Origin of the sequence: Sphingobacterium sp. UBA5639, from assembly GCF_002421245.1 — a bacterium.
Taxonomy (GTDB): Bacteria; Bacteroidota; Bacteroidia; order Sphingobacteriales; family Sphingobacteriaceae; genus Sphingobacterium; species Sphingobacterium multivorum.
Genome location: NZ_DIJR01000029.1, coordinates 134,263 through 155,514 on the forward strand (window position 1 = coordinate 134,263; position 21,252 = coordinate 155,514).

Sequence of the window (21,252 nt, forward strand, 5' to 3'; positions counted from 1 at the left end):
CAGGTATAAGGCCCGTTCACAGCATTGTTTGTCAAAATTAATACAATAAGTTATTGTAAGGGTAGCGTTCATTGTGCATTTTCACAATAATATCGTAAAGTTTTTGTTTGAACTCTTCGATATTCGTTTTATTCGTTGCTGATAGAAAGATTGCTGGATCAGAATTTTTTGCCATCCAGGAATTACGAAAATCATCCAACGTGACCTCGATTTCCTCACCATCGTGTCCTTCTTCGACGGCCGGTTTATAAAGGTCAATTTTGTTGAACACTGTAATCACCGGTTTGTCAAGTGCTTTAAGATCCTTCAATGTTTCGTTTACCGCCTGGATATGATCTTCAAAATTCGGATGCGAGATGTCGACCACATGGATCAGGACATCGGCTTCCCGAACTTCATCCAATGTGGATTTGAAACATTCCACCAAATGGTGCGGTAGTTTGCGGATAAAACCAACGGTATCTGAAAGCAAAAAAGGAAGGTTGTCGATCACAACTTTACGTACCGTCGTATCCAATGTTGCGAAAAGTTTATTCTCGATCAGTACATCAGACTTGGAGATCATATTCATGATCGTTGATTTTCCGACATTGGTGTAACCTACCAAAGCTACACGGATCATCTCGCCACGGTTTTTTCGTTGTGTCTCGTTTTGCTTGTCGATTGCTTTTAGGCGTTCTTTGAACAGGGAAATCTTGTCCAGGATGATCCGTCTATCGGTCTCGATCTGTGACTCACCCGGACCACGCATACCAATACCCCCGCGCTGACGTTCCAAGTGGGTCCACATACGGGTCAGACGCGGTAATAGATATTGCAGCTGTGCCAATTCGACCTGTGTCTTTGCCTGTGCAGTTTTGGCATGTCGGGCAAAGATGTCCAGGATAAGGTTGGAGCGGTCCAATATCTTGCGTTTCAATTCTTTCTCAATATTACGCAGCTGCGAAGGTGAAAGCTCATCGTCGAAAACAACGATGTCAATTTCCTCCGCTTCAACGTATGCTTTTATTTCTTCCAGCTTTCCACTGCCGACAAATGTAGCGCGATCTGGGAAGCCCAGTTTCTGTGTAAACATGCCTTTGGTCTCGCCACCGGCAGTCTGTACCAAAAATTCAAGTTCCTCCAAATATTCCTTTGCTTTTGTCTCCGTCACACTTGGCGTGATCACACTCACCAAGACGGCTGTTTCGGGTTTTATTGCTGTATCGTGTATTTTAATTCTGGCCATTTTGTACTATTAAGTCTTTCAAGTGAAGTAGGGAGGTCATTAAGCTTTGCAATGTATGCTATTGCCTACCTCTTGTTATACGTTCACTTTTTAAATTATTTTCAATGAGCTTGTAAGCCCGGTTTTTGTTTGAAAAGGTAAATTTAAGAATTTATGCGTTTGTACACCACACAAGACTGATGCCGATTATGACATAATTCTCCATTAACCAATAAATTTCCTGTGATTTGCTTACCAGGGCAACTCAAAATATGTAAGCGTTCGGTCGCCATCTTTTGCCTAGTAAAAGAAGGGATATTTTTCTATATCATGTTCATAATGATGCAAAAGTAAATAAATTTGGTTTTATATACAAAAAAGATAAATTGTCTTCAAGAACTAATAAAAACAATTCGTATCCTATTTATGTTGACGAGTGGCCTTTAGATCCCAATGCGCTCTATTTATTCACTTAAACACGTTATCGATTTATTTGCTGGCCCCGCTTTTTATTTCGAAAATGACATGCGATTAAGAAATCTTGTCCCAGGCAATGCCATCTGATTTTCTGGCGAGGAAGCTTCGCAGCAACTGATTCTTTTCGCTTTGTAGCGTTGGGTCTTCTTTGAAGATAGCAATGACCGTGTTGCGGCATTCTGTAAGCAATGCCTGATCTGTCGCCAGATTCGCCATCTTGAGGTCAAGTACACCCGATTGTTGCGTGCCGGAGATGTCGCCCGGGCCACGTAACTGTAGATCGACTTCTGCAATTTCAAATCCGTCATTGGTACGCACCATGGTATCCAGCCTTAATCGTCCTTCTTTGCTCAGCTTATTGCCCGACATCAGAATACAGAAAGACTGTTCAGCACCACGGCCTACACGGCCACGTAATTGATGCAGCTGGGATAGTCCAAATCGTTCGGAATTTTCAATGACCATCACCGATGCATTGGGAACATTAACGCCCACCTCGATAACGGTAGTGGCAACCATAATCTGTGTTTCGTGTTTGACAAAGCGCTGCATCTCAAAGTCCTTGTCCTTTACAGGCATCTTGCCATGAACAATACTGATCTTGTATTGTGGTAATGGAAATTCAAGTTGTAAGTTCTCCAAACCTGCTTCAAGGTAGATCAGGTCCAGTTTTTCGCTTTCCTTGATGAGGGGATATACCACATAGACCTGTCTTCCCTTGGCGATCTCCTCACGCATAAAACCAAACATCCGTAAACGGGAGCTTTCAAAAAAGTGAACAGTCTTAATCGGTTTACGCCCAGCAGGTAATTCGTCAATTACAGAGATGTCCAAGTCGCCATACATGGTCATGGCCAATGTGCGTGGAATTGGTGTCGCTGTCATGACCAACATATGCGGTGGAATGACATTCTTGCGCCAGAGTTTGGCCCGTTGTTCCACGCCAAAGCGGTGTTGTTCGTCAATAACAACGAAGCCCAGGTTCTTGAACTGTACCTTATCCTCGATCAGGGCGTGGGTGCCAATTAAAATATCTAAGCTGCCATCTTCCAGTGCCTGGTGGATCAAACGGCGTTCCTTTGTGCTTGTGGATCCTGTAAGTAGCTTGATATTGACGATGTCATCGCCCACGAGCTGCTTTAGTCCATGATAATGCTGTGTCGCCAGGATTTCTGTAGGAGCCATCATACAGGCCTGAAATCCATTGTCGACAGCAAGCAGCATGCTCATGAGGGCAACAACTGTTTTCCCGGAACCTACATCGCCCTGTACCAGGCGGTTCATCTGCGCACCTGTATTGGTATCTATGCGGATTTCCTTTACAACGCGTTTCTGCGCTCCTGTTAAAGGAAATGGAAGGCGCTCGTTAAAGAACGTGTTGAATTTTTCACCGACTTTATTGAACCGCTGGCCTCTAAATTTCTGTGTGTTGAGCTGCTTGTTGTTGAGCAGCTTCAGCTGAATAAAAAATAGCTCTTCAAATTTGATGCGTTTGATGGCCTGGTTCAGCTCCTTTTGATCGCTTGGAAAATGGATGGAAGCAAAAGCCTGTTGCCTGGAAATGAGACCATGTTTAGCAAGCACATCCTGGGGAAGCGATTCGTCAATACTACGGAATACGGTTTCCAATGCAGTCTGTTGTAAGCGTTGGATTCCCTTGGTATCCAGATTAAACTTTTTGAGTTTTTCTGTCGATGAATAAACCGGCTGTAAACTCATATTGCCGATCTGTTTTACCTGCGGGTTATACAGATCCATTTCGGGATGGGTAATGGATAGCTGGCCATTGAATTCGCTCGGCTTGCCATATATAATATAGGCGGATCCGACTTTCAATGATTTTTGAAGCCAGGGGATGGACTGAAACCAGACCAGTTCCATGGAGCCTGTCTCATCTTTGAATGAGCCAACAAGACGTTTCGTTCTCTTTTCGCCCACGAGCTGTAAAGAAACCAGACGGCCCAGCACCTGTGCAGCCATCATATCGGGATGAAGTTTCCGGATTTTATGAAACTCCGTACGGTCGATATAACGGAAAGGGTATTGTGTCAATAGATCGCCAATGGTAAATACCTGTAGCTCTTTTTTGAGTACATCTGCTTTTTGTGGACCTACACCTTTGAGGTATTCTATCGGGGTAATTAAACGTAATTCAGCCATTCTTCTTGATGGCTAAATTACGAAAAATTTATGCGTTTATGGAGCTGTTTCTTAGGCTCGAGTAACTATTTTGAAGCGGATTCTTCATATTTAATGTCCGCTTTTCCTTCTTTACAGATCACGCCCAATGGTTTGCGATAAGATATACAATTTATTTTGGGCGCCATCATTGGTTGGTATATTTCCATTAGTCGGTTGTTGTCATTGATCATGTTTTGCAAGGTTGTTTTGTCAACGGATTTATGATAGGGGAGGTAACTTGTTCCACATACTGTCCGTATTTCTATCATTTCCCATTCTGTGGCATCACTACATGCTTTAGGGCTCGCAAAGGCAATGATTTTACTGTATTTTTCATCGGATAGGGATTCGAGTTCCTTTTCTGTTTTGTCCTTGTAGGGATTTTCTAAATGTGATTCTGATTTACAAACAACAAATAGCATGCAACATGCCAGGAGGGTGATAAAACCCAGGATTGAGAGATTTTTCATAATATTCTTCTTGGTTTTTTTAATTGAACGGGTAATTCTTTATCTCTGCTACAGGAACTTTCTATTAAGTTTTTGTTAAGAGAAATTTGATTTTGAAATCTTTTGTGGTTGATTTCTGTTGTATTGTAGGTTTAAAACAACATTATTTAGTTGACTTTGTAATATAGTTACAACAATCTGGAAACTTTGATTAACTTTCAAGACATCATAAAAAAGGGGCAATCCAGTTATGGATTGCCCCTTTTTGAGATTTATCTCGGCTAATCTCTCGATTAGAAATTACCCTTATTTACATCCCACCAAAGTCTGGTACCGCCGTTGTCAGGTCCGCCCAACAAGGAGATTGCAGATTGTACTTCAGGTGCATTTGTATTGTATTCATTTTGTGGGAACGGTAAACGACGGATCTGTATTTTAGTATCGATCAGTCCACCGCTATTGTTGACCACAACAGGGAATAGACGCGGATATCCTGTACGGCGGAATTCACTCCAGGCCTCTTGTCCTTCAGGGAAGATCGCCAACCATTTTTGCGTAATGATACGTTCCAATTTTTCTTCGTTGGTAGCGCCCTCATTCCATTTGATGGTCAGTGCGCTAGGTGAAGCTGCGTTATTCTTCGCGTTGAAAGGATCCTCGTAAGCCGCTGCCTTACTTGTATTATCATTGAGATAAGTGCTTAACCCAGCTGATACACCCCATTGTGTAAAGGACGTTTCCACTCCTTTTTCATAAAGTGATTGCGCTGTTCCCCCAGCATTGTTCCAACCTCTCAATGCTGCTTCGGCACGGAGGAAGTAAACCTCAGCAGCAGTCATTAATATCGGTGCTGTAGTCGCTACGAAAGTTGGCGTTGTACCTTCAGTATTCAATGCGGATAGCTTTTGGTATTTATCCTTTTCGATGCCGTCTGCTCCTGCACGGATTCCGATATATTTTCCCGCGAAAGCTGTTGTTGTTGCGTCTTTAATAACGGGAGACATATACTTAGAGATACGAGGGTCGTTCAATCCGGTCATATAAGACGAAAGTGTCGCATTGATACGCGTGTCAGCCCAGTTTTTGGAAATAAACCAAAGTTGGTTGCTGTAGGTTCCGTCTGCTGGTACAGTGATCTTGAAGTTTTCGCTATTACTTTCCAATACACCGCCATTTGCTGGATCCAATGCTTTTTCAGCTTGTGTTTTTGCTAAAGTTGCATCGATTTTAACCAAACGCATCGCTAAACGAAGACGTAACGAATTGGCGATTTTTAGCCAATTTTTAAATCTGACCTGATTATCGGTATTCGGAAATACCAAATCGATCTGGTCTATTTTAGCAGCCATTGGGCTATCCGCTTTGAATGATTTTAATGCTGTTACAGCCTCATCGAGCTCTTTGAAGAAAGCAGCATATACATCGGATTGTTTGTCGTATGGAACAGTATTGGAGGTGCCTACTTTACTATAGGGGATAGGACCATAGATATCTGTCACTCGGCTGGCAGCTTCTACTTTGATCACCAAAGCCGAACCCCATAATGCAGGGTAAGTCTCTGCAAGTCCATTGCTTTTTAGCTTTTCAATAGATTTGATAACATTCAAATAGAGTACTTTAAATGGTTCTCCATTCCATCCATTTACCATGGCGTAATTCAGGTTGTTCTGCCCGCTATTAAACGGAGTAGGAGACATGAAGAAACCTGAAAATACATCCGCATTTAGATTCTGTTGTACCTGATAGGAATTGGGATCGCCCGCGCCCGAGAAATTGTAAATAGACATCTGTGCATTTCGCAAGAAAATGACAAGATCTTGGCCATCACCTTTTAAATCCTCATCCGTAACGCCAATGTTATTTTTGTTATAGTCCTCAAAATTCTTGGTACAACTACTTAAGGTGCCGCCAAGCATTAAAAAAGCGAGTGAGAACTTGGATATGTTTTTTATGTTAAATTTCATCTTTTAATCGTTTGTATTTTAAGACTATATAAAATATCCTCGTCATTTTTACCGATATATGTGTTTTTTAACGAGGGATATTTCATTGTTGGTCGTTTAGAAAGTCGCATTTAGTGTAAGACCATAATTACGTGTTGCCGGCATCATAAAGATATCCACCCCACTTAAGGAATTACCTGTAGACATCGTTACTTCAGGATCGAATGGAGCCTTTTTCGAAATATAGAATAGGTTTCTTCCTACAGCATTTACGCGAAGTTTTTTGAAGAAACTGTCTTTAATATTGAAGTCATAACCGAAAGTCAATTCACGCAACCGCACAACCGTTCCGTCGTAAATATATTGGCTGCTAACCGGACCCATACCAGCCGTGGAAGTGTACCATTTTTCGGCGTCCACTGTTGTTACGGCTTTACCGCTTGGTGTAACCCCATTGATGCTAACACCGCCATTGGCACGGGCGTCGCCACTCGCTTTCGAGACACCGTAACCGTCAAGCAACGCTTGCGTCACGGACATCACTTCGTAGTCAAATTTACCATCGATCAGGAAGCTTAAGTTGAAATTTTTATAATTGAAACTGTTGTTCCAGCCCATTTGCCAAATTGGGTTTGAATTCCCGAGTTTGGTATAGGTGTTGTTTTTCTGCGGAATACCGTCTTCGGAAATAAGAATCCTTCCTTGGTCGTCACGTATAAAATCTTGCCCATAGATGTCTCCGAAAGAACCACCAACTTGCAATTTAGATGCAAAATTATTACGTCCCTCACCTGTTAGGGTAAATTCAGAAATACCGTCTGCAAGTTTTACAATTTTGTTTTTATTATACGTAAAGTTGAGGCTGGTTGTCCATTTAAAATTGTCATTTCTGATCGCATCCAATGATACCAATGCTTCTACCCCTTGATTTTGAATGTCGCCGGCATTAACTGCATACATGTTGTTGAGGGATGCATTTCCAGCTGCAATTTTGAAAAACTGATTGGTGGTGTTTGTTTTGTAATAAGTAACATCCACATTTAAACGGTTATTCCACATGCGCCATTCCGTACCGATCTCCAAGGAAGCCGTTTTTTCTGGTTTTAATTCCTTCAAAAAGGCAATATCATTCACGGTTAGTACCGCATATGGGTCTACCCGGTTGGTAAGCAAGGTAGTGTAAGGAGGAAGATCATTTCCGACTTTTGCGTATGAACCCCGAATTTTGGCCATATTCACAAATTCAGGTAGATTAAGCTTGTCGTTCAAAACGATGCCCAAACCGACCGACGGATAAGCGTATGGGTTTTGCGGTGTATAGGCTAATGTGCTCGACCAATCCCAACGCGAAGTCAGATCCAAATAAATCCAGTTGTCATAGGCTAAGTTAGCCGATGCAAATACCGATTGCAATTGTCTTCGGTTTGCAGACAATGTCGAAGTGACCGGAGTTGTCGTATTTTGGATAAAGAACTGATTGGGAACTTTGAGTCCATCTTTGCCGCTGGTAAAATCTGTACCTTCTGTTTTCCAGTCGGTGATACTCGTTCCAACCAATCCTGTAATTTGTAATTTATCGCCAATATTAAAGTTCATGTTGGCCGTTAAATCACCGTATTGTTGGGTGATCGTGGTATTGGTATAGCTATAAGCTCCATTTTCACGCGCTAAAATGTGCTGTGTGCCGGCATAAGCTTTCCGGTCCCATACTTCGCTGGTACGGTCTACACTACCGCGGGCCTGCACGCTGATCCAAGGTGCAATTTTGTATTTCGCACTACCATTCAAGAGCAAACGATTACGTGTTGAACGTGTAGAATTACGGTTCATAATCCACCAAGGATTTTGTTGGGTGGTTTCGTCGTCCGAAAGCGTAAACCAGTTTTGATCGTAAAGATTACGGCCTGTGTTGAACGTTTCGAAATTTTTATAATCCGCAATATTTAAGCTGCGAGGTAATAGGTAGGTTCCAACCAATGGATTATAATAGAAACCTGAAGTAGGCGCATTATCTAATTTTTGCGTAATGTAATTGGCACTTCCTTCAACGGTCAGCTTATTATCAAAGAATGAAGCACTTTCCTTGAGATTGAAGTTGTGACGCATCAGGTCATTTTCTGGAAGAATACCTTTTGCAAGGGTATTGGCATAAGAAAAATACGTTTGGGTTTTCTCGTTACCACCTGACAAAGTCAATGAATTGGTGAAGTTGCTACCCGTACGGAAAAATTCACCTAAGTTATCATAGTCGGCACCATTGGTTTTGTCGCCCCAGCTAAATACACTGGTGTTACTGTTTTTGCCACCCGAACCTTGACCATATTGGCTTTGGAATTTCGGTGTCGATACAGCCTGTTCGATCTGTGCACTTGAGGAGAAGTTGATCGTTGTGCGGCCTTGTTTACCTGATTTCGTTGTTACCAAGATAACGCCGTTGGCCGCTTGGCTACCATATAATGCCGCCGCGGATGCTCCTTTTAATACGGAGATATTTTCGATGTCTTCTGGGTTGATCAATGAAATAGGGTCGCCACCATCACGTTGTCCGCCGAAAACGTTGTCTGGCTGGCTTGCTAATGTCTGATTGTTGATCGGAACACCATCGACAACATACAGCACTTGATTGTTACCGGAAGCCGATTTGTTACCACGCAAAATAACTTTTGCTGAACCACCTGGTCCAGAAGAGCTGGAAGCAATGTTAACACCTGCAACTTTACCGTTTAAATTATTCGCCAAGTTGGTGCTTTTAACTTTGTTTAATTCGTCACCACTGACCTGTTGTGTAGAGTATGTTAATGATTTTTGTGCACGGCTAATACCCAAAGCAGTAACGACCACACTTTCCAGTTGCTGTGTCTGTTCGTCCAGACTTACCGTCACTGTCGTTTCGCCGGGACCAAGTGTTACCGTTTTGTTTTCATAGCCGACCGTACTGATGTTTAATATGCGGTTTTTGTCATCGACATTGATCTGGAATGCACCTTTAACATCCGTAGAACTTGCGTTGGAAGTGCCCAATACTTTGATCGTGGCACCTGGAATAGGAGCTTTGGTTTTAGCGTCTACAACCGTTCCCTTTACTTGGCTGGTTTGCGCGTGCAATAAAGATGCTGAAAAAAGTATTGTTGGAACAATACCTAACACCCTTAATGTAGAGTATAATTTGTTATTCATATAGTATATGTGTTATATTCAGTTTTTTATATACATATTTTCATAACGGTGAAATTTTAATGAAATGGGCTAATTCCATTTAGCATTTTGGTTAGAAGAGAAGATATTGAATAATCGGGGGGCAAAATAAGTGATTATTTGTAATAGTGTGTTTGCTATTCAATACCTGTTATAAGAAAAAAGAGCGGTATGATTTCCCTTAATAAAGATCTAATTTACTATAGTTGAGCAAAAATCAAAAATTTTATGAAACAAAAATGATACACTTTAACTGTTTTTAGTGTTTAATATTTTGATAATCAGTGTATTTTGTGTTTTGTCATTTTTTTTGTCGCATTTTAGCTGGTTGGTGGATATGAATAAAATAACTGTTTTCTGCTAGAAACTGGCCATTCCATGTGGATGAAGTTTCCTATTGCATTGGGTATCATTGTGCTTAACCGCGTGATGGCCTTGCAAAAACCTGTTTGATGTTTGCAGCATTAAATAGCATGATCGCAACCAGTATAATTCCGTAAGCGACATATTTGATTGGAGAAACGGGTTCTCCGAAATAGGTTGCAGCCAAAGTAAAAGCGATCAGTGGATTAATATAGAGCAGAACGCCAGTCGTTGTTGATGAAATGCCAATGAGTGCATACATGCTCAGGAATAGGGGGATAATCGTGAATAGCGATGCGATAAGAACTATGGTGCCCCAAAATATGGGGTCTGTAGGAATTGCATGATGATTATAGATTAGTTTGGGGATCACAAATAATGCACATATACTGAGCTGGACCACCAATTGATTGAGTTTATCGAAACCCGTAGATACCCGTTGTACGATCAGATAAAAAGCGTAACAGGTGGCAATAGTGATAGCCCATAGGACATCATGAAGCGAGCCATTTGCAAGGAGGCAAACGCTGCCAAAGGCAATAAAAGCGCTGTTTTTTGCCAGTTCGTTAGCTTTTCCTGGAGCATGAGATAGGCACCCGCCGCCGTGATCAGGGGGCAGGTCAGGTAAGCCAATGCCGCAGACTGAATGCTAATATGGTTGACCGCATAGATATAAGTAAACCAGTTGCCAAAGATTAACGCCGAAGCGAGGAAGGTAAGACAAATTTGACGGATCTTGCCCACTCGAGGTAGAAGCTGAAACTTAAGAATATCAGCTTTAAAGGTTTTTCTTCGAAACAGCAGCAGGTATATCCAAAGGATCAGGAGCGCAGTTATTATTCTAAAATAGAGAATATCCTCGGCCGGATAGACGCGTATCCAGCGTACAGGGATAGACATAAAACCCCAGATAAAAGGGGCCAAAAAAGCCGCGAAAAGATATTTTCCGCGGCTTGCTGTTTCGTTGTTATTTTCCACGGATTAATCTTTCCAGGCAATGACCGAAATTTCGACATTTACATTCTTAGGAAGGGTTTTTACCGCAACACACTCACGTGCTGGTTGCGCTTCCTTAAAATATTCGGCATAGACTTCATTGACTAAGGTAAAATTGCCCATATCACTTAAGAAAATCGAAGCTTTGACAACATCTTCAAAAGTATATCCCGCATTGGTCAAGATAGCTTCTACATTTTTCAGTACCTGATGCGCTTCGTCTTTCACACCCGATGAAATTAATTCCATTGTTTCGGGAACCAGAGGAATTTGTCCAGAGACATATAATGTATTACCGGCTTTGATTGCCTGGTTATATGGTCCTATTGCAGCAGGAGCTTTGTCGGTATTTAAAATTTCTTTTTTTGACATGGATAACAGTGTTTAGGATGTAAAAAATATTTTGTAGATAAGGCCCAATAAAAAGACAATAATGGCCGTTGCATTAATAATATGCATAGCTTTTATGCTGCCATTTGTGGGGCGATCGGCGTTACGCTTTCTAAAGAAGTACATGGAACTAAGTTACAACAGTAAATTAGAAAGTGAAAATGAAAAGATCAAAAACTTTGAACGGATTTCTTGTAGGCTACGAAACAAAATCTTATGCAAGTGACAGGTTTTTTTTGAATTTTGGTAACTTGGTAATGAAATAGAATTTATATGAATAATAAGATAGCATTAATTGGTGGCAAAATATACACTGGTGAGTCGATTTTGGAGCAAAGAGCATTGCTGATCAGCGAAGGTAAAATTGTAGCGATTGTCCATGATGATGAGGTGCCTGCAGATTATACCAGTTATCCAGTCGGCGGGTCTAATATTTGTGCTGGGCTGATTGACCTTCAATTGTATGGTGACGGATCGGACTTGTATTCTGCCGAACGTAGTGTAGCCTCTTTGGAACGCATCGCTGAGGGTTTGGTCCGTAAAGGCACAACTTCTTTTATGATGACCTTAGCGACCAATACCATTCCCTTATTTAAGGACGCCATTCGGGTGGCAGAAGGCTTTCGGCACGATGCATTTCTAGGATTGCATCTGGAAGGCCCCTTTTTGAATCCTAAAAAACGGGGTGCGCATCCCGCGGAATTAATTATCGAGCCTACAAAGGAAAAGATTGACGATCTTTTGTCCGGAAATCAGGTTGTCAAGATGATGACCATTGCTCCTGAATGTATCGCTGATGATATCTTACAGCATTTGCAGAGCTATAATCTATTGCTCAGTGCAGGACATAGTGATGCGACTTTTGAGGAAGGTACCCACGGTTATGATCTGGGGATTCCAACAAGTACCCACCTGTTTAATGCCATGTCGCCGTTACATCATCGCGAAGTCGGGTTAGTCGGCGCAATTTTTAATCATCCGACAGCACAAGCAAGTATTATTGTCGACGGACATCATGTCAGCTTTGAAGCCGTAAAAATTGCGAAACGTCAGATGGGGGAGCGGCTGTTTATGATTACAGATGCGGTAGCCGCCTGCGATAAAGACATCTATCATCACGTCTTGAACGATGGCTATTATTCCCTGCCTGATGGCACCATTTCAGGAGCGGCAATCTCCTTGCTTGAGGGGGTAAAAAATGCTGTGCAAAAAGTTGGTATATCGCTTGATGAAGCGATCCGAATGGCAACACGGTATCCTGCAAATCTTTTAAAAAGGACGGATATTGGAAACCTCAATAAGGGGAGCATAGCGAATGTCATTGTCTTTAACGACGACTTTAAGCTGGAGCAGGTGATCTTCAATGGAGAGTTCAAGCATTGATCTATGTCGGAGAAGATTAACCGATTGGCCGTGATTGACTAATATTATATGTATCTTCGTTCGTTATTTTGAAAAAACACTATTCTATAGCTTGATGAAACGTTCCCTATTATTTTTAGCGACAGCACTTTTTGTTTTATCTTCTTGTTCATCCAAGAAAAATAAGAAACAGGAGCCTGTCAATACCACAACTACAAATGTCGAAATTGTAAAAAAAGATCCACCTTCGGTACCCAAGCGCGAACGGGTGAAAAATACAATTGAAACAAAAGAACAGCCGGTTGCAGAAAAGAAGAAGGAAATTGTTGTCGATCTTCCGGTGTTACCGCGCGAGTTTCGCGCCGCTTGGGTGGCTTCTGTTGCCAATATCAATTGGCCGAGCAAAAATAACCTGAGTACCGCCGAGCAGCAACAGGAAGCAATTGGTATTTTGGATTTTTTGAAAAACAATAATTTTAATGCTGTTGTTTTTCAGGTGCGTCCATCAGCCGATGCATTTTATAAAAGTGATCTTGAACCCTGGTCTTATTTTTTGACAGGTACAGAAGGACAGGCACCTTCCCCTTATTATGACCCGCTTGATTTTTGGGTTGAGCAGGCGCATAAACGAGGAATTGAGCTGCATGTTTGGTTGAACCCCTACCGTGCCCATCATACTGCTGGTGGTGCTGTTACTTCAGCTTCCATGGCACGTAAAATGCCTGAGTCGGTTGTCAAATTGAAGCAGGGCTATTATTGGTTTGATCCTTCTAAACAATCTACACAGGACCACGCTGCACGTGTGGTTATGGATATTGTCAAGCGTTATGATATCGATGGTGTGCATTTCGATGATTATTTCTATCCTTACGCGGAATATAATGGTGGACAGGATTTCCCGGATTCGGATAGTTACAATGAATACAAACGTAATGGCGGGGATCTATCACGCGGAGACTTCCGCAGAAATAGTGTGAATACCTTTATCGAACGGATTTATAAGGATATTAAGAAAGAGAAGAATTTTGTAAAATTCGGTATCAGTCCCTTTGGTATCTGGAAACCGGGTTATCCGTCAGGAATCCAGGGATCTAGCCAGTATGATATGCTTTACGCAGATGCTAAATTATGGTTGAACAAAGGCTGGATAGACTATTTTGCTCCCCAGTTGTATTGGCCTATACAGCCAGCCAGACAAAGCTATACGGCTTTGTTAAAATGGTGGGAAAGTGAGAATACCATGGGACGCCACCTTTGGCCGGGCATCAATACGGTTGGCAGACGTGGTCCGGAATATGTTCAGGAAATTGTTAATCAAGTGGAGGCAGCACGTACGCTATTGCCTGATAACCGAGAAGGGGTGATCCACTGGAGTCTGGCAGGGCTTACCAAAAACCCGGCCATGACACAAGCTTTGGTGAATGGGCCTTATCAGGTGAAAGCATTGGTACCAACAAGTCCTTGGTTAAATGCAAATCCTTTGTTGAAACCTACTTTGCTGGTAACTCCACAGGGGGGTACTACTTTTGTGAAATGGCAGCACCAGCAAATTGATCAGGTTGCAAAATGGGTATTGTATCTCAACTACGGTGGCGTATGGCAATATGAAATATTGGAGCCTGGGGTTACAGGTAAGGACATCCCAACGACATTGAACAACAAAAAACTACAGTATGTTGCGGTAAAGGCTGTTGACCGTTTGAGCAACGAAGGTCCTTATGCCGCAGAGAAGATAAAATAACGAGCTGTTGTTTCATCAACGCGTAAAAAAGGGATATCTGAATTTTGGATATCCCTTTTTTGTATCATTATCTATCGGTAATGGTCAGGACGAACCTTCTGTTGGCGCGTGTACGTAAGCCCATGTGATTCATTCAGGTTTTGTTTTGAATTGTAATCTATCCAAAGTAAATTTATGGGTATGGAAGAAATCTATAAAACGGTAAGCGAATCTGTGATTCGGATGTCACAGCTGATGTTGCCCTCCAATGCTAATTTTGGCGGTAAAATTCACGGCGGTTATATTTTATCTTTGATGGATCAGATCGCTTTTGCGGTGGCATCTAAATTTTCTGCACATTATTGTGTGACGGCCTCCGTTGGCAAAGTTGATTTTTTGAAGCCTATTGAGGTGGGCGAATTGGTGACATTGATCGCTTCTGTGAATTATGTAGGTAACTCTTCTATGGAAGTCGGTATTCGGGTCGAAGCCATGAATATTCAGACGGGCGAAACCAAGCATTGTAATTCCTCTTATTTTACGATGGTGGCAAAAGATGAAACAGGCAAGCCCGCCCGGGTGCCAAGGTTAATATTGGAGACCGAAAAAGATGTATTTCGTTTCTACCGCTGTGTGGTGAAGATGGAAGTCGACAAAGAAAGAGACCGTGCTATTCATGATCTGGAGACAGATTCTGCGGAGCAGCAGGCCTATATCAAGCAGCATTTTGATGTGAAGATCAGTCTGAGCTCCTAGGTCTTCTTTCCTTTCTTACCATTCAAATGTCCCTAGATATTTACTGTCTGTGCATTCATCGCTTCCGTCTGTTTTGTAGAAAAATACATAGACATGATAGTTGCCGACGGTTTGCTGTCGGGATAGGATAGCTGTCTGTGTTTTATGCGTAAGAGGATTCATGCTTTCATTTGTGAAAGCGCACTCATCGGGATTGTATAGCAGCAAACGGCAATTACTCGAGCTGATGTTATGTTGTGATGCAGTATCTGCATCATATTCCCAGGTGAGTGTAAATGTTCCTGTCTCTTCATCTACCTGAAATGTATGGGTGGAAATGGGATTGGGGGTTCCTTTACTCACGCGAAAGTTTTCAAAATTGATGACATAGCCAGTTGCCGTTTTTTCTACGGCATTATTGAGGTTGTAAGACATCGCATTGCCATATGCTTTCTTCTCGGGGTTATAATTTTTAAATCCGACCCGTATTAAATCTAGCATTGGGGAGATAAATTTTTGGATGAGGGAGAAACGTGACCTTGATTGAATTTGATCTGCAGAAGGTTTTTTTCTACTTTTCTTAGGTAAGCCCCTTGCATAGGTTGTATTTCCATTGGTAACAAATACTACTGATCCTGCTTTGCCCGAAAGCGTGCCATTGGCACCGTTTTTAATGACTGCCATAATCTAAGTTAATTGCGATTGATTTTTCTTTAAGTTACAAAATAAATAGGTATTGATCAATAGTAGATTCAACCTTTTTTCGGATTTACAACGAATCTTGAACGGAATTTAGTCGGACTTTATTCGCTTGCAACCGAAGAAGCACCGAAGGAGCACCGAACAAGTACCGAAGAAGCACCGAGTAATCTCCGAATGCAGTAGCTAATAATTAGTCTAAAATGGCGGTGTAAATCGAATATTCCTTTGCATAAGCACGCTGTTATGTGTTGGATGCTGCATGCTATTGGTGGTTTTGTGGTGCTAATGTTTGTTTTCTGCTATCAAATTCGGTGAAAAGGTCTTGCTAAATGCTTTTATAAGATGTTTTGGTTTTTATTTTGCTGTGCTATGCGTTTTTGTATCTGTTTTTATAGGAATTAATGGTTTTTTTGCTGTCAGATTGTGCGTTAATGTGTTTATTGTTATTTCTTTTTCAAATAATTATGCATAAGCTTGCAAAAATAGGAAGCTTTTCATACTATTGTGTAGTAATTGATATAAACTTAGGGTTGGAACCGCCCGTTATGGAAAATTATTAACAACTAACTAAAAACCATGAATAAAAAAATTCTCTTATTCTGTTCAGGGGTGATGCTGTCAAGCAGTTTATGGGCACAGACCAAAACTGTAACGGGTAAAGTGACGAATGCTTCTGATGGTGGTACAATGCCTAATGTAACCGTAAGCATCAAAGGTAAATCTGTCAGTACACAAACTAAGCCTGATGGAAGTTTCACCATCAATGCGGAGCCAGGCGATATTTTGATTTTCAGAGCCGTGGGTTCTCAGGAAAGACAACAACTGGTTGGGACAAATGCAACGATCAATGTTACGCTTTCTGGCAGTGAGGAGGCGCTTGAAGAGGTGGTTGTGACGGCCATGGGAATTAAGAAGGAAAAAAAAGCGCTTGGCTATGCTGTTCAGGACATAAAATCGGATGAGTTGATGAAGAATAAGACGGCAAACGTGGTCAATTCATTGGCAGGGAAGATTGCAGGGGTTAATGTAACACAGGCTTCGGGTTCTGCCGGTGCCGGAGCGCAGATTATTCTTCGCGGCGGAACTTCTCTTGAGCGCGACAACCAGCCCTTGTTTGTTGTAGACGGTGTGATCTACGATAACTCTACGGTTATTGGAGGAAATAGTGCCTTCGATGGCGCTCAAGCAACAGCAACCTCTAACAGTAACCGGGTGATGGATATTAATCCCGAAGATATCGACAATGTGTCGGTGTTGAAAGGTCCGGCTGCGGCAGCCTTATACGGGTCAAGAGCTGCTGCGGGAGCTATTATCATTACGACGAAAAAGGGACAAGAAGGGCGTACGGAGATTGGTTTTTCAAGTAGATTTTCAAATAATTGGGTGAATCGCTTGCCAGAGCAGCAAGGAAAATACAAACGTGGCTATTATAACAGTGCGGGTGTACTGGATGATTATACCACGCAATCCTGGGGCGAAAAATTTGGAAGTAATGATGTTGTTTATAACAACGTGAAAGATTTCTTCCAGCATTCGACGGTATTTGACAATACCGTTAATTTATCCGGCGGAAATAAAAATGGATCATTCTATTTGTCTGGTTCCCGCTTTGATCAAAAGGGTATCGTACCTAATACAAGCTTTGATAAAACCACGTTCCGCTTTAATGGGGATCAAAAATTTGGTAAACTGACGGTGGGCGCTAATGTGGGGTATTCGCTGGCAAATACAGATAAAACCCTAACTTCTGCGGGGCTATGGGGATCAGGTGGTACAGGAGCGATGGAGTCCCTGTACAGCTGGTCAAGAAGTGATAATATGAAGAAATACCTCAACGATGACGGGTCGAAGTATCGGATGTTTGAAGGCCGCCAGCCGCTAGAATCTGATGTGGAAAATCCATACTGGACAATCAATAAAAATATTTTGGGCGATAACACTGAGCGTATTACAGGTAGTATCAATGCAAGTATGCCCATCTTCGATTGGTGGAGCCTGACCTATCGTGTCGGGATGGATAGTTATCTGACTAAAAACTCAACTATTATCGGTGAAGGTGGTGCAATTAAGAAACCTTGGCAAAAAGGTATGATGTCGGAAAGTGATTTCAAATACAACTATTGGTCTTCCAACATCATGTCCAATTTCAATAAAAAGGTAGGTGATTTTGATTTAGGCGCTTTAGTGGGATTTTTCTCGGAACAAACCAAGACGACAACAAACCGCCGTATGGGCTATCATTTTGAGGTAGACAATTTTTGCAGCTTCGAAAATATAGCAGCAGCGAATAAACAGTTCGCAGTAAACAATACAAAAAAACGTCTTTTTGGTTTGTACGGTGAGTTAAGAGCTTCATATAAAAATATGTTGTTTTTGAATGTTACGGGAAGAAATGACTGGACCTCGACGTTACCAGTAGACAATAGGTCTTATTTTTATCCTTCTGTTGGTGGTAGCTTTGTGTTTACCGAACTCATGAAAGACAGTCGCCCAGACTGGTTGGATTTTGGAAAGCTGAGAGCTTCCTGGGCGCGCGTGGGTAAGGACGCAAATCCGTATGTAACCAATACCTACCTTTGGAAGCCTGTTGAATATTTAGGTGGAATTGTAGGCGCGGGAAATAACTGGCAGAAAGGTAATCCGTTTTTGAAACCTGAAACAACAGGTTCGTTTGAAGTCGGTGCTGAACTGCGCTTTTTTAAGGGGCGATTGGGCGTGGATTATGCCTACTATACCAATAATTCCTATAACCAGATTCTGTCTCCACGTTTAGGACAATCGACAGGATATATTTTCATCTCAGTCAACGGTGGCGATATCTACAATAAAGGGATGGAGTTGTCCTTAACTGGTAAGCCGATTGTGAAAAACGACTTTGTTTGGGAATCTACGTTAAACATGTCCAGAAACAAAGGGACAGTAGATAACTTGCTCGCAGGGGTCAATATTTTGTATGTCACAGACGTGCAGGTAGGGAATGCGAAAGCTGCATCCTTTAACGGAGGAAACTTTATGGGGATCTCAGGTTCGCAATGGACCCGTACACCTGATGGAAAAGTTGTTTTGGACGCTAATACGGGTATGCCAACAAGTGACAACCAGACGACATATAATATCGGAAACCGTGAGCCTAAGCTGACAGGTGGATTCAATAACAGCTTGACTTATAAAAATTTTAATCTGTCCTTCCTGTTTGATTTCCGTATAGGTGGCGATATCTATAACGGTACAGATTATGCGATGACGATTAATGGAATGAGCAAGCGAACCGAAGATCGTGATCAGCTGATTTTGGACGGAGCCATCCGTAACGGCGGAACAAACGACGCTCCGGTGTACGAAAACAAAACATTCACTTTCTTGGCCGACCAGATGTACACGATTAAAGGTGTGTCAACAAGCGGACGGAAGATTATCCAAGATTATTGGAGTGATTTCTACGTCCGTGAAAGTGCGAACTTTATGGTGAAAACAAACTGGTTGCGCTTGCGGAATATCTCGATGTCCTACAACTTTTCGGACGGTGTCCTGAAGAATGCCGGTGTTTCCAAAGTGGTAAAAGGTCTTACAGCTACTTTGACTGGTACTAATCTTTGGTTGTTGACCAACTACAAAGGGCTTGATCCGGAGGCCTCCGCTGCCGGATCTGGTGTAACGGGATCTAGTTCGGTAGGTATTGATTACAACGGTGTGCCAAGTACAGCCGGTGTTATGTTTGGTTTAAATTTTAGATTTTAAGATAGAAAAGTCATGAATAAATATAAGAGAATAGTCTCATTTCTGTTGGTTCTAACTTTATTTTCGTCCTGTAGTAAGAATTGGTTGGATATCAATATAGACCCGAATACGCCATCCAGCACCGTGGCTTCGGTCCAGAGTCGTTTGGCTTGGATACAGCATTATTATATGTATGCACAAGGGACAGCGGGGACACGGGCGGGGTTTGTGACACAGCAACTGACATTTGTCAACGGTACTGCATCAAACAGTATGATTGCTGGCTGGAACCCTGCGGCAGGTATGTCGACCACACCTTATCAGTTTTTCTTTGTCGGTGCAGGGGCAAATTTTAAGGATATGGAAGATAAGGCTACGGCCGATAAGGCTTACCATTATCTTGGTGCATTGCATGCTATCCGTGCCATGGGTTTTATGCTAATGACGGATTGGTATGGTGAGATGCCTTACACGGAGGCCTTGGGTACCATCATAACGCCAAAATTTGATGGTGGAAAAGTGATTTTCGAAGGTTGTCTTGCTGATATTGATAAGGCAATTGAATACTTTAATATGACGCAGCCTGGCACTGCTGCTCCCTTGTCGGCCGGCGACAGCTGGAATGGTGGCGATGTAAGTAAGTGGCTGAAGATGTGTTATGGCTTAAAAGCGCGATGGTTGAATAACCTATCGAAAAAGAGCGCTTTGTACAAACCGGATGATGTATTGGCGGCGTTAAATAAGGCTGCCAATTCGGTGGGAGAAAGCACAGTGATAGCCCATATGGATGATGCGACTGATAATATCGGGGATATCCTATTTGCAGATCCTGTAAAAACGTCTATCGTTTTTAATAATGCGGGTATGAATACCAATACTTTGGTTACGAAATGGTATGAGAATTTATTAACCAATTTTGACAATAAAGGCATAGACGATCCGCGGGCAGACAAATTATTACCTTGGGCAGAATACGGTTATCCCAAAAAGATGATCCGTTCCAAGGGAGTAGATATGCAGTCTACTATCCGCATGAACTCCGGGCCTATAGCGTCCTCTTATAATGATAAAGATGTGGCTATTCAGAGTAATGGCCGTACGGTAAACCCACACTCCTGGTATATTAACAGTGCCAATACAGCACGTTGGGGGGATACCGTTTATGTATCCATTAAAAGTAGTTCCAAGGGATATGACAGCGATGTGTCGGATACCTATAGATGGAAAGATGGTACCGTGGCTGCTTCAGGTACATTTTATTCGCGTCCCGATGCGCCTACCCATCTGGTTGCATACCCCGAAATGTGCTTTATTAAAGCTGAGGTCTTATTTAATAAGGGAGATAAAGCAGGTGCCTTCAATGCCTATAAAGAGGGAATTAAAGCACATATTGACTTAATGAATATAAAGCTGGGTTCTTATGCAGACGCCAGTCCGAGCAAATCGCCAATGACCCAGGCTAAGATCGATAATTTTCTGAACAATGGCATTGGTACGGCGGGAGATATTACATTGGCTAAAATTATGACGCAAAAATTTATCGCACTTTCGTTTTCACAGCAAAACTGGAATGATATGCGTCGCTATGATTTTAGTAGTTCAGTCTATCCCGGTTGGTCAGTTCCCTATGAGTACACGGTGACCGCAGCAGCACAAACTAAAATACCGCAAGGAAAGCAGTTCAGAAGAGTACGTCAGGTTTCGCATGAGATCAACTACAATTCCGATAATTTAAAAGCATCTCACCCGAATGCGTTAAATGACGATATCTGGTCATTCCCGGTTTGGTGGGATACCAAAGAATAATTTTAAATT

Annotated in this window: 15 protein-coding genes; 5 read left to right on the forward strand and 10 right to left on the reverse strand. The window is 42.1% G+C overall.

What is annotated here, in order from left to right; translation table 11 throughout:
* Positions 1 to 37: 37 nt before the first annotated feature.
* The 9 genes from hflX to B4Z90_RS25075 form a co-directional block, all read right to left on the reverse strand.
* Complete coding sequence (gene hflX / locus B4Z90_RS17510) at positions 38 to 1,228, reverse strand: GTPase HflX (RefSeq protein WP_046672676.1); 1,191 nt, start codon at positions 1,226 to 1,228, stop codon at positions 38 to 40.
* 510 nt (positions 1,229 to 1,738) lie between these two features.
* Complete coding sequence (gene recG, locus B4Z90_RS17515; protein WP_112375052.1) at positions 1,739 to 3,844, reverse strand: ATP-dependent DNA helicase RecG; 2,106 nt, start codon at positions 3,842 to 3,844, stop codon at positions 1,739 to 1,741.
* Between the two features lie 65 nt (positions 3,845 to 3,909).
* Entirely contained in the window at positions 3,910 to 4,335 is a 426-nt protein-coding gene (locus tag B4Z90_RS17520) for a hypothetical protein (RefSeq protein ID WP_070561326.1), read from the reverse strand.
* A gap of 272 nt (positions 4,336 to 4,607) precedes the next feature.
* Positions 4,608 to 6,278, reverse strand: a complete 1,671-nt coding sequence (locus tag B4Z90_RS17525; RefSeq protein WP_286802837.1) for a RagB/SusD family nutrient uptake outer membrane protein — start codon at positions 6,276 to 6,278, stop codon at positions 4,608 to 4,610.
* A 96-nt stretch (positions 6,279 to 6,374) separates the two neighbouring features.
* Positions 6,375 to 9,434: a SusC/RagA family TonB-linked outer membrane protein gene (locus B4Z90_RS17530; RefSeq protein ID WP_286802839.1), complete on the reverse strand. Its 3,060-nt coding sequence runs from the start codon at positions 9,432 to 9,434 to the stop codon at positions 6,375 to 6,377.
* A 436-nt stretch (positions 9,435 to 9,870) separates the two neighbouring features.
* A complete protein-coding gene (locus B4Z90_RS17535) occupies positions 9,871 to 10,377 on the reverse strand; it encodes an EamA family transporter (protein WP_313235334.1) in 507 nt (168 codons plus the stop codon).
* Entirely contained in the window at positions 10,263 to 10,793 is a 531-nt protein-coding gene (locus B4Z90_RS17540; RefSeq protein ID WP_286710260.1) for an EamA family transporter, read from the reverse strand. Before B4Z90_RS17540 ends, B4Z90_RS17535 begins: the two co-directional genes overlap by 115 nt.
* Before the next feature lie 3 nt (positions 10,794 to 10,796).
* A complete protein-coding gene (locus tag B4Z90_RS17545; protein WP_159333461.1) occupies positions 10,797 to 11,183 on the reverse strand; it encodes a RidA family protein in 387 nt (128 codons plus the stop codon).
* A 12-nt stretch (positions 11,184 to 11,195) separates the two neighbouring features.
* Entirely contained in the window at positions 11,196 to 11,327 is a 132-nt protein-coding gene (locus B4Z90_RS25075; protein WP_312128511.1) for a DUF6728 family protein, read from the reverse strand.
* A gap of 147 nt (positions 11,328 to 11,474) precedes the next feature.
* On the opposite strand from B4Z90_RS25075, the gene nagA reads away from it, so the two are divergent.
* From nagA to B4Z90_RS17560, 3 genes are all read left to right on the forward strand, one after another.
* Positions 11,475 to 12,584 carry an N-acetylglucosamine-6-phosphate deacetylase gene (gene nagA, locus B4Z90_RS17550; RefSeq protein ID WP_286802841.1) on the forward strand — a complete coding sequence of 370 codons (1,110 nt, stop codon included), beginning with the start codon at positions 11,475 to 11,477 and terminating at the stop codon, positions 12,582 to 12,584.
* Positions 12,585 to 12,678: 94 nt separating this feature from the next.
* A complete protein-coding gene (locus B4Z90_RS17555; RefSeq protein ID WP_159333459.1) occupies positions 12,679 to 14,304 on the forward strand; it encodes a glycoside hydrolase family 10 protein in 1,626 nt (541 codons plus the stop codon).
* A gap of 180 nt (positions 14,305 to 14,484) precedes the next feature.
* On the forward strand, positions 14,485 to 15,039 hold the full coding sequence (locus B4Z90_RS17560) for an acyl-CoA thioesterase (RefSeq protein WP_046672667.1): 555 nt from the start codon (positions 14,485 to 14,487) through the stop codon (positions 15,037 to 15,039).
* Between the two features lie 15 nt (positions 15,040 to 15,054).
* Here the strand turns inward: B4Z90_RS17560 and B4Z90_RS17565 are convergent, their stop codons facing one another.
* On the reverse strand, positions 15,055 to 15,702 hold the full coding sequence (locus B4Z90_RS17565) for a DUF6266 family protein (RefSeq protein WP_159333457.1): 648 nt from the start codon (positions 15,700 to 15,702) through the stop codon (positions 15,055 to 15,057).
* Between the two features lie 594 nt (positions 15,703 to 16,296).
* Between B4Z90_RS17565 and B4Z90_RS17570 the strand changes: the two genes are divergently transcribed.
* Entirely contained in the window at positions 16,297 to 19,458 is a 3,162-nt protein-coding gene (locus B4Z90_RS17570; protein ID WP_286802843.1) for a SusC/RagA family TonB-linked outer membrane protein, read from the forward strand.
* A 12-nt stretch (positions 19,459 to 19,470) separates the two neighbouring features.
* Positions 19,471 to 21,243: a SusD/RagB family nutrient-binding outer membrane lipoprotein gene (locus B4Z90_RS17575; RefSeq protein WP_286802845.1), complete on the forward strand. Its 1,773-nt coding sequence runs from the start codon at positions 19,471 to 19,473 to the stop codon at positions 21,241 to 21,243.
* Positions 21,244 to 21,252: the final 9 nt, after the last annotated feature.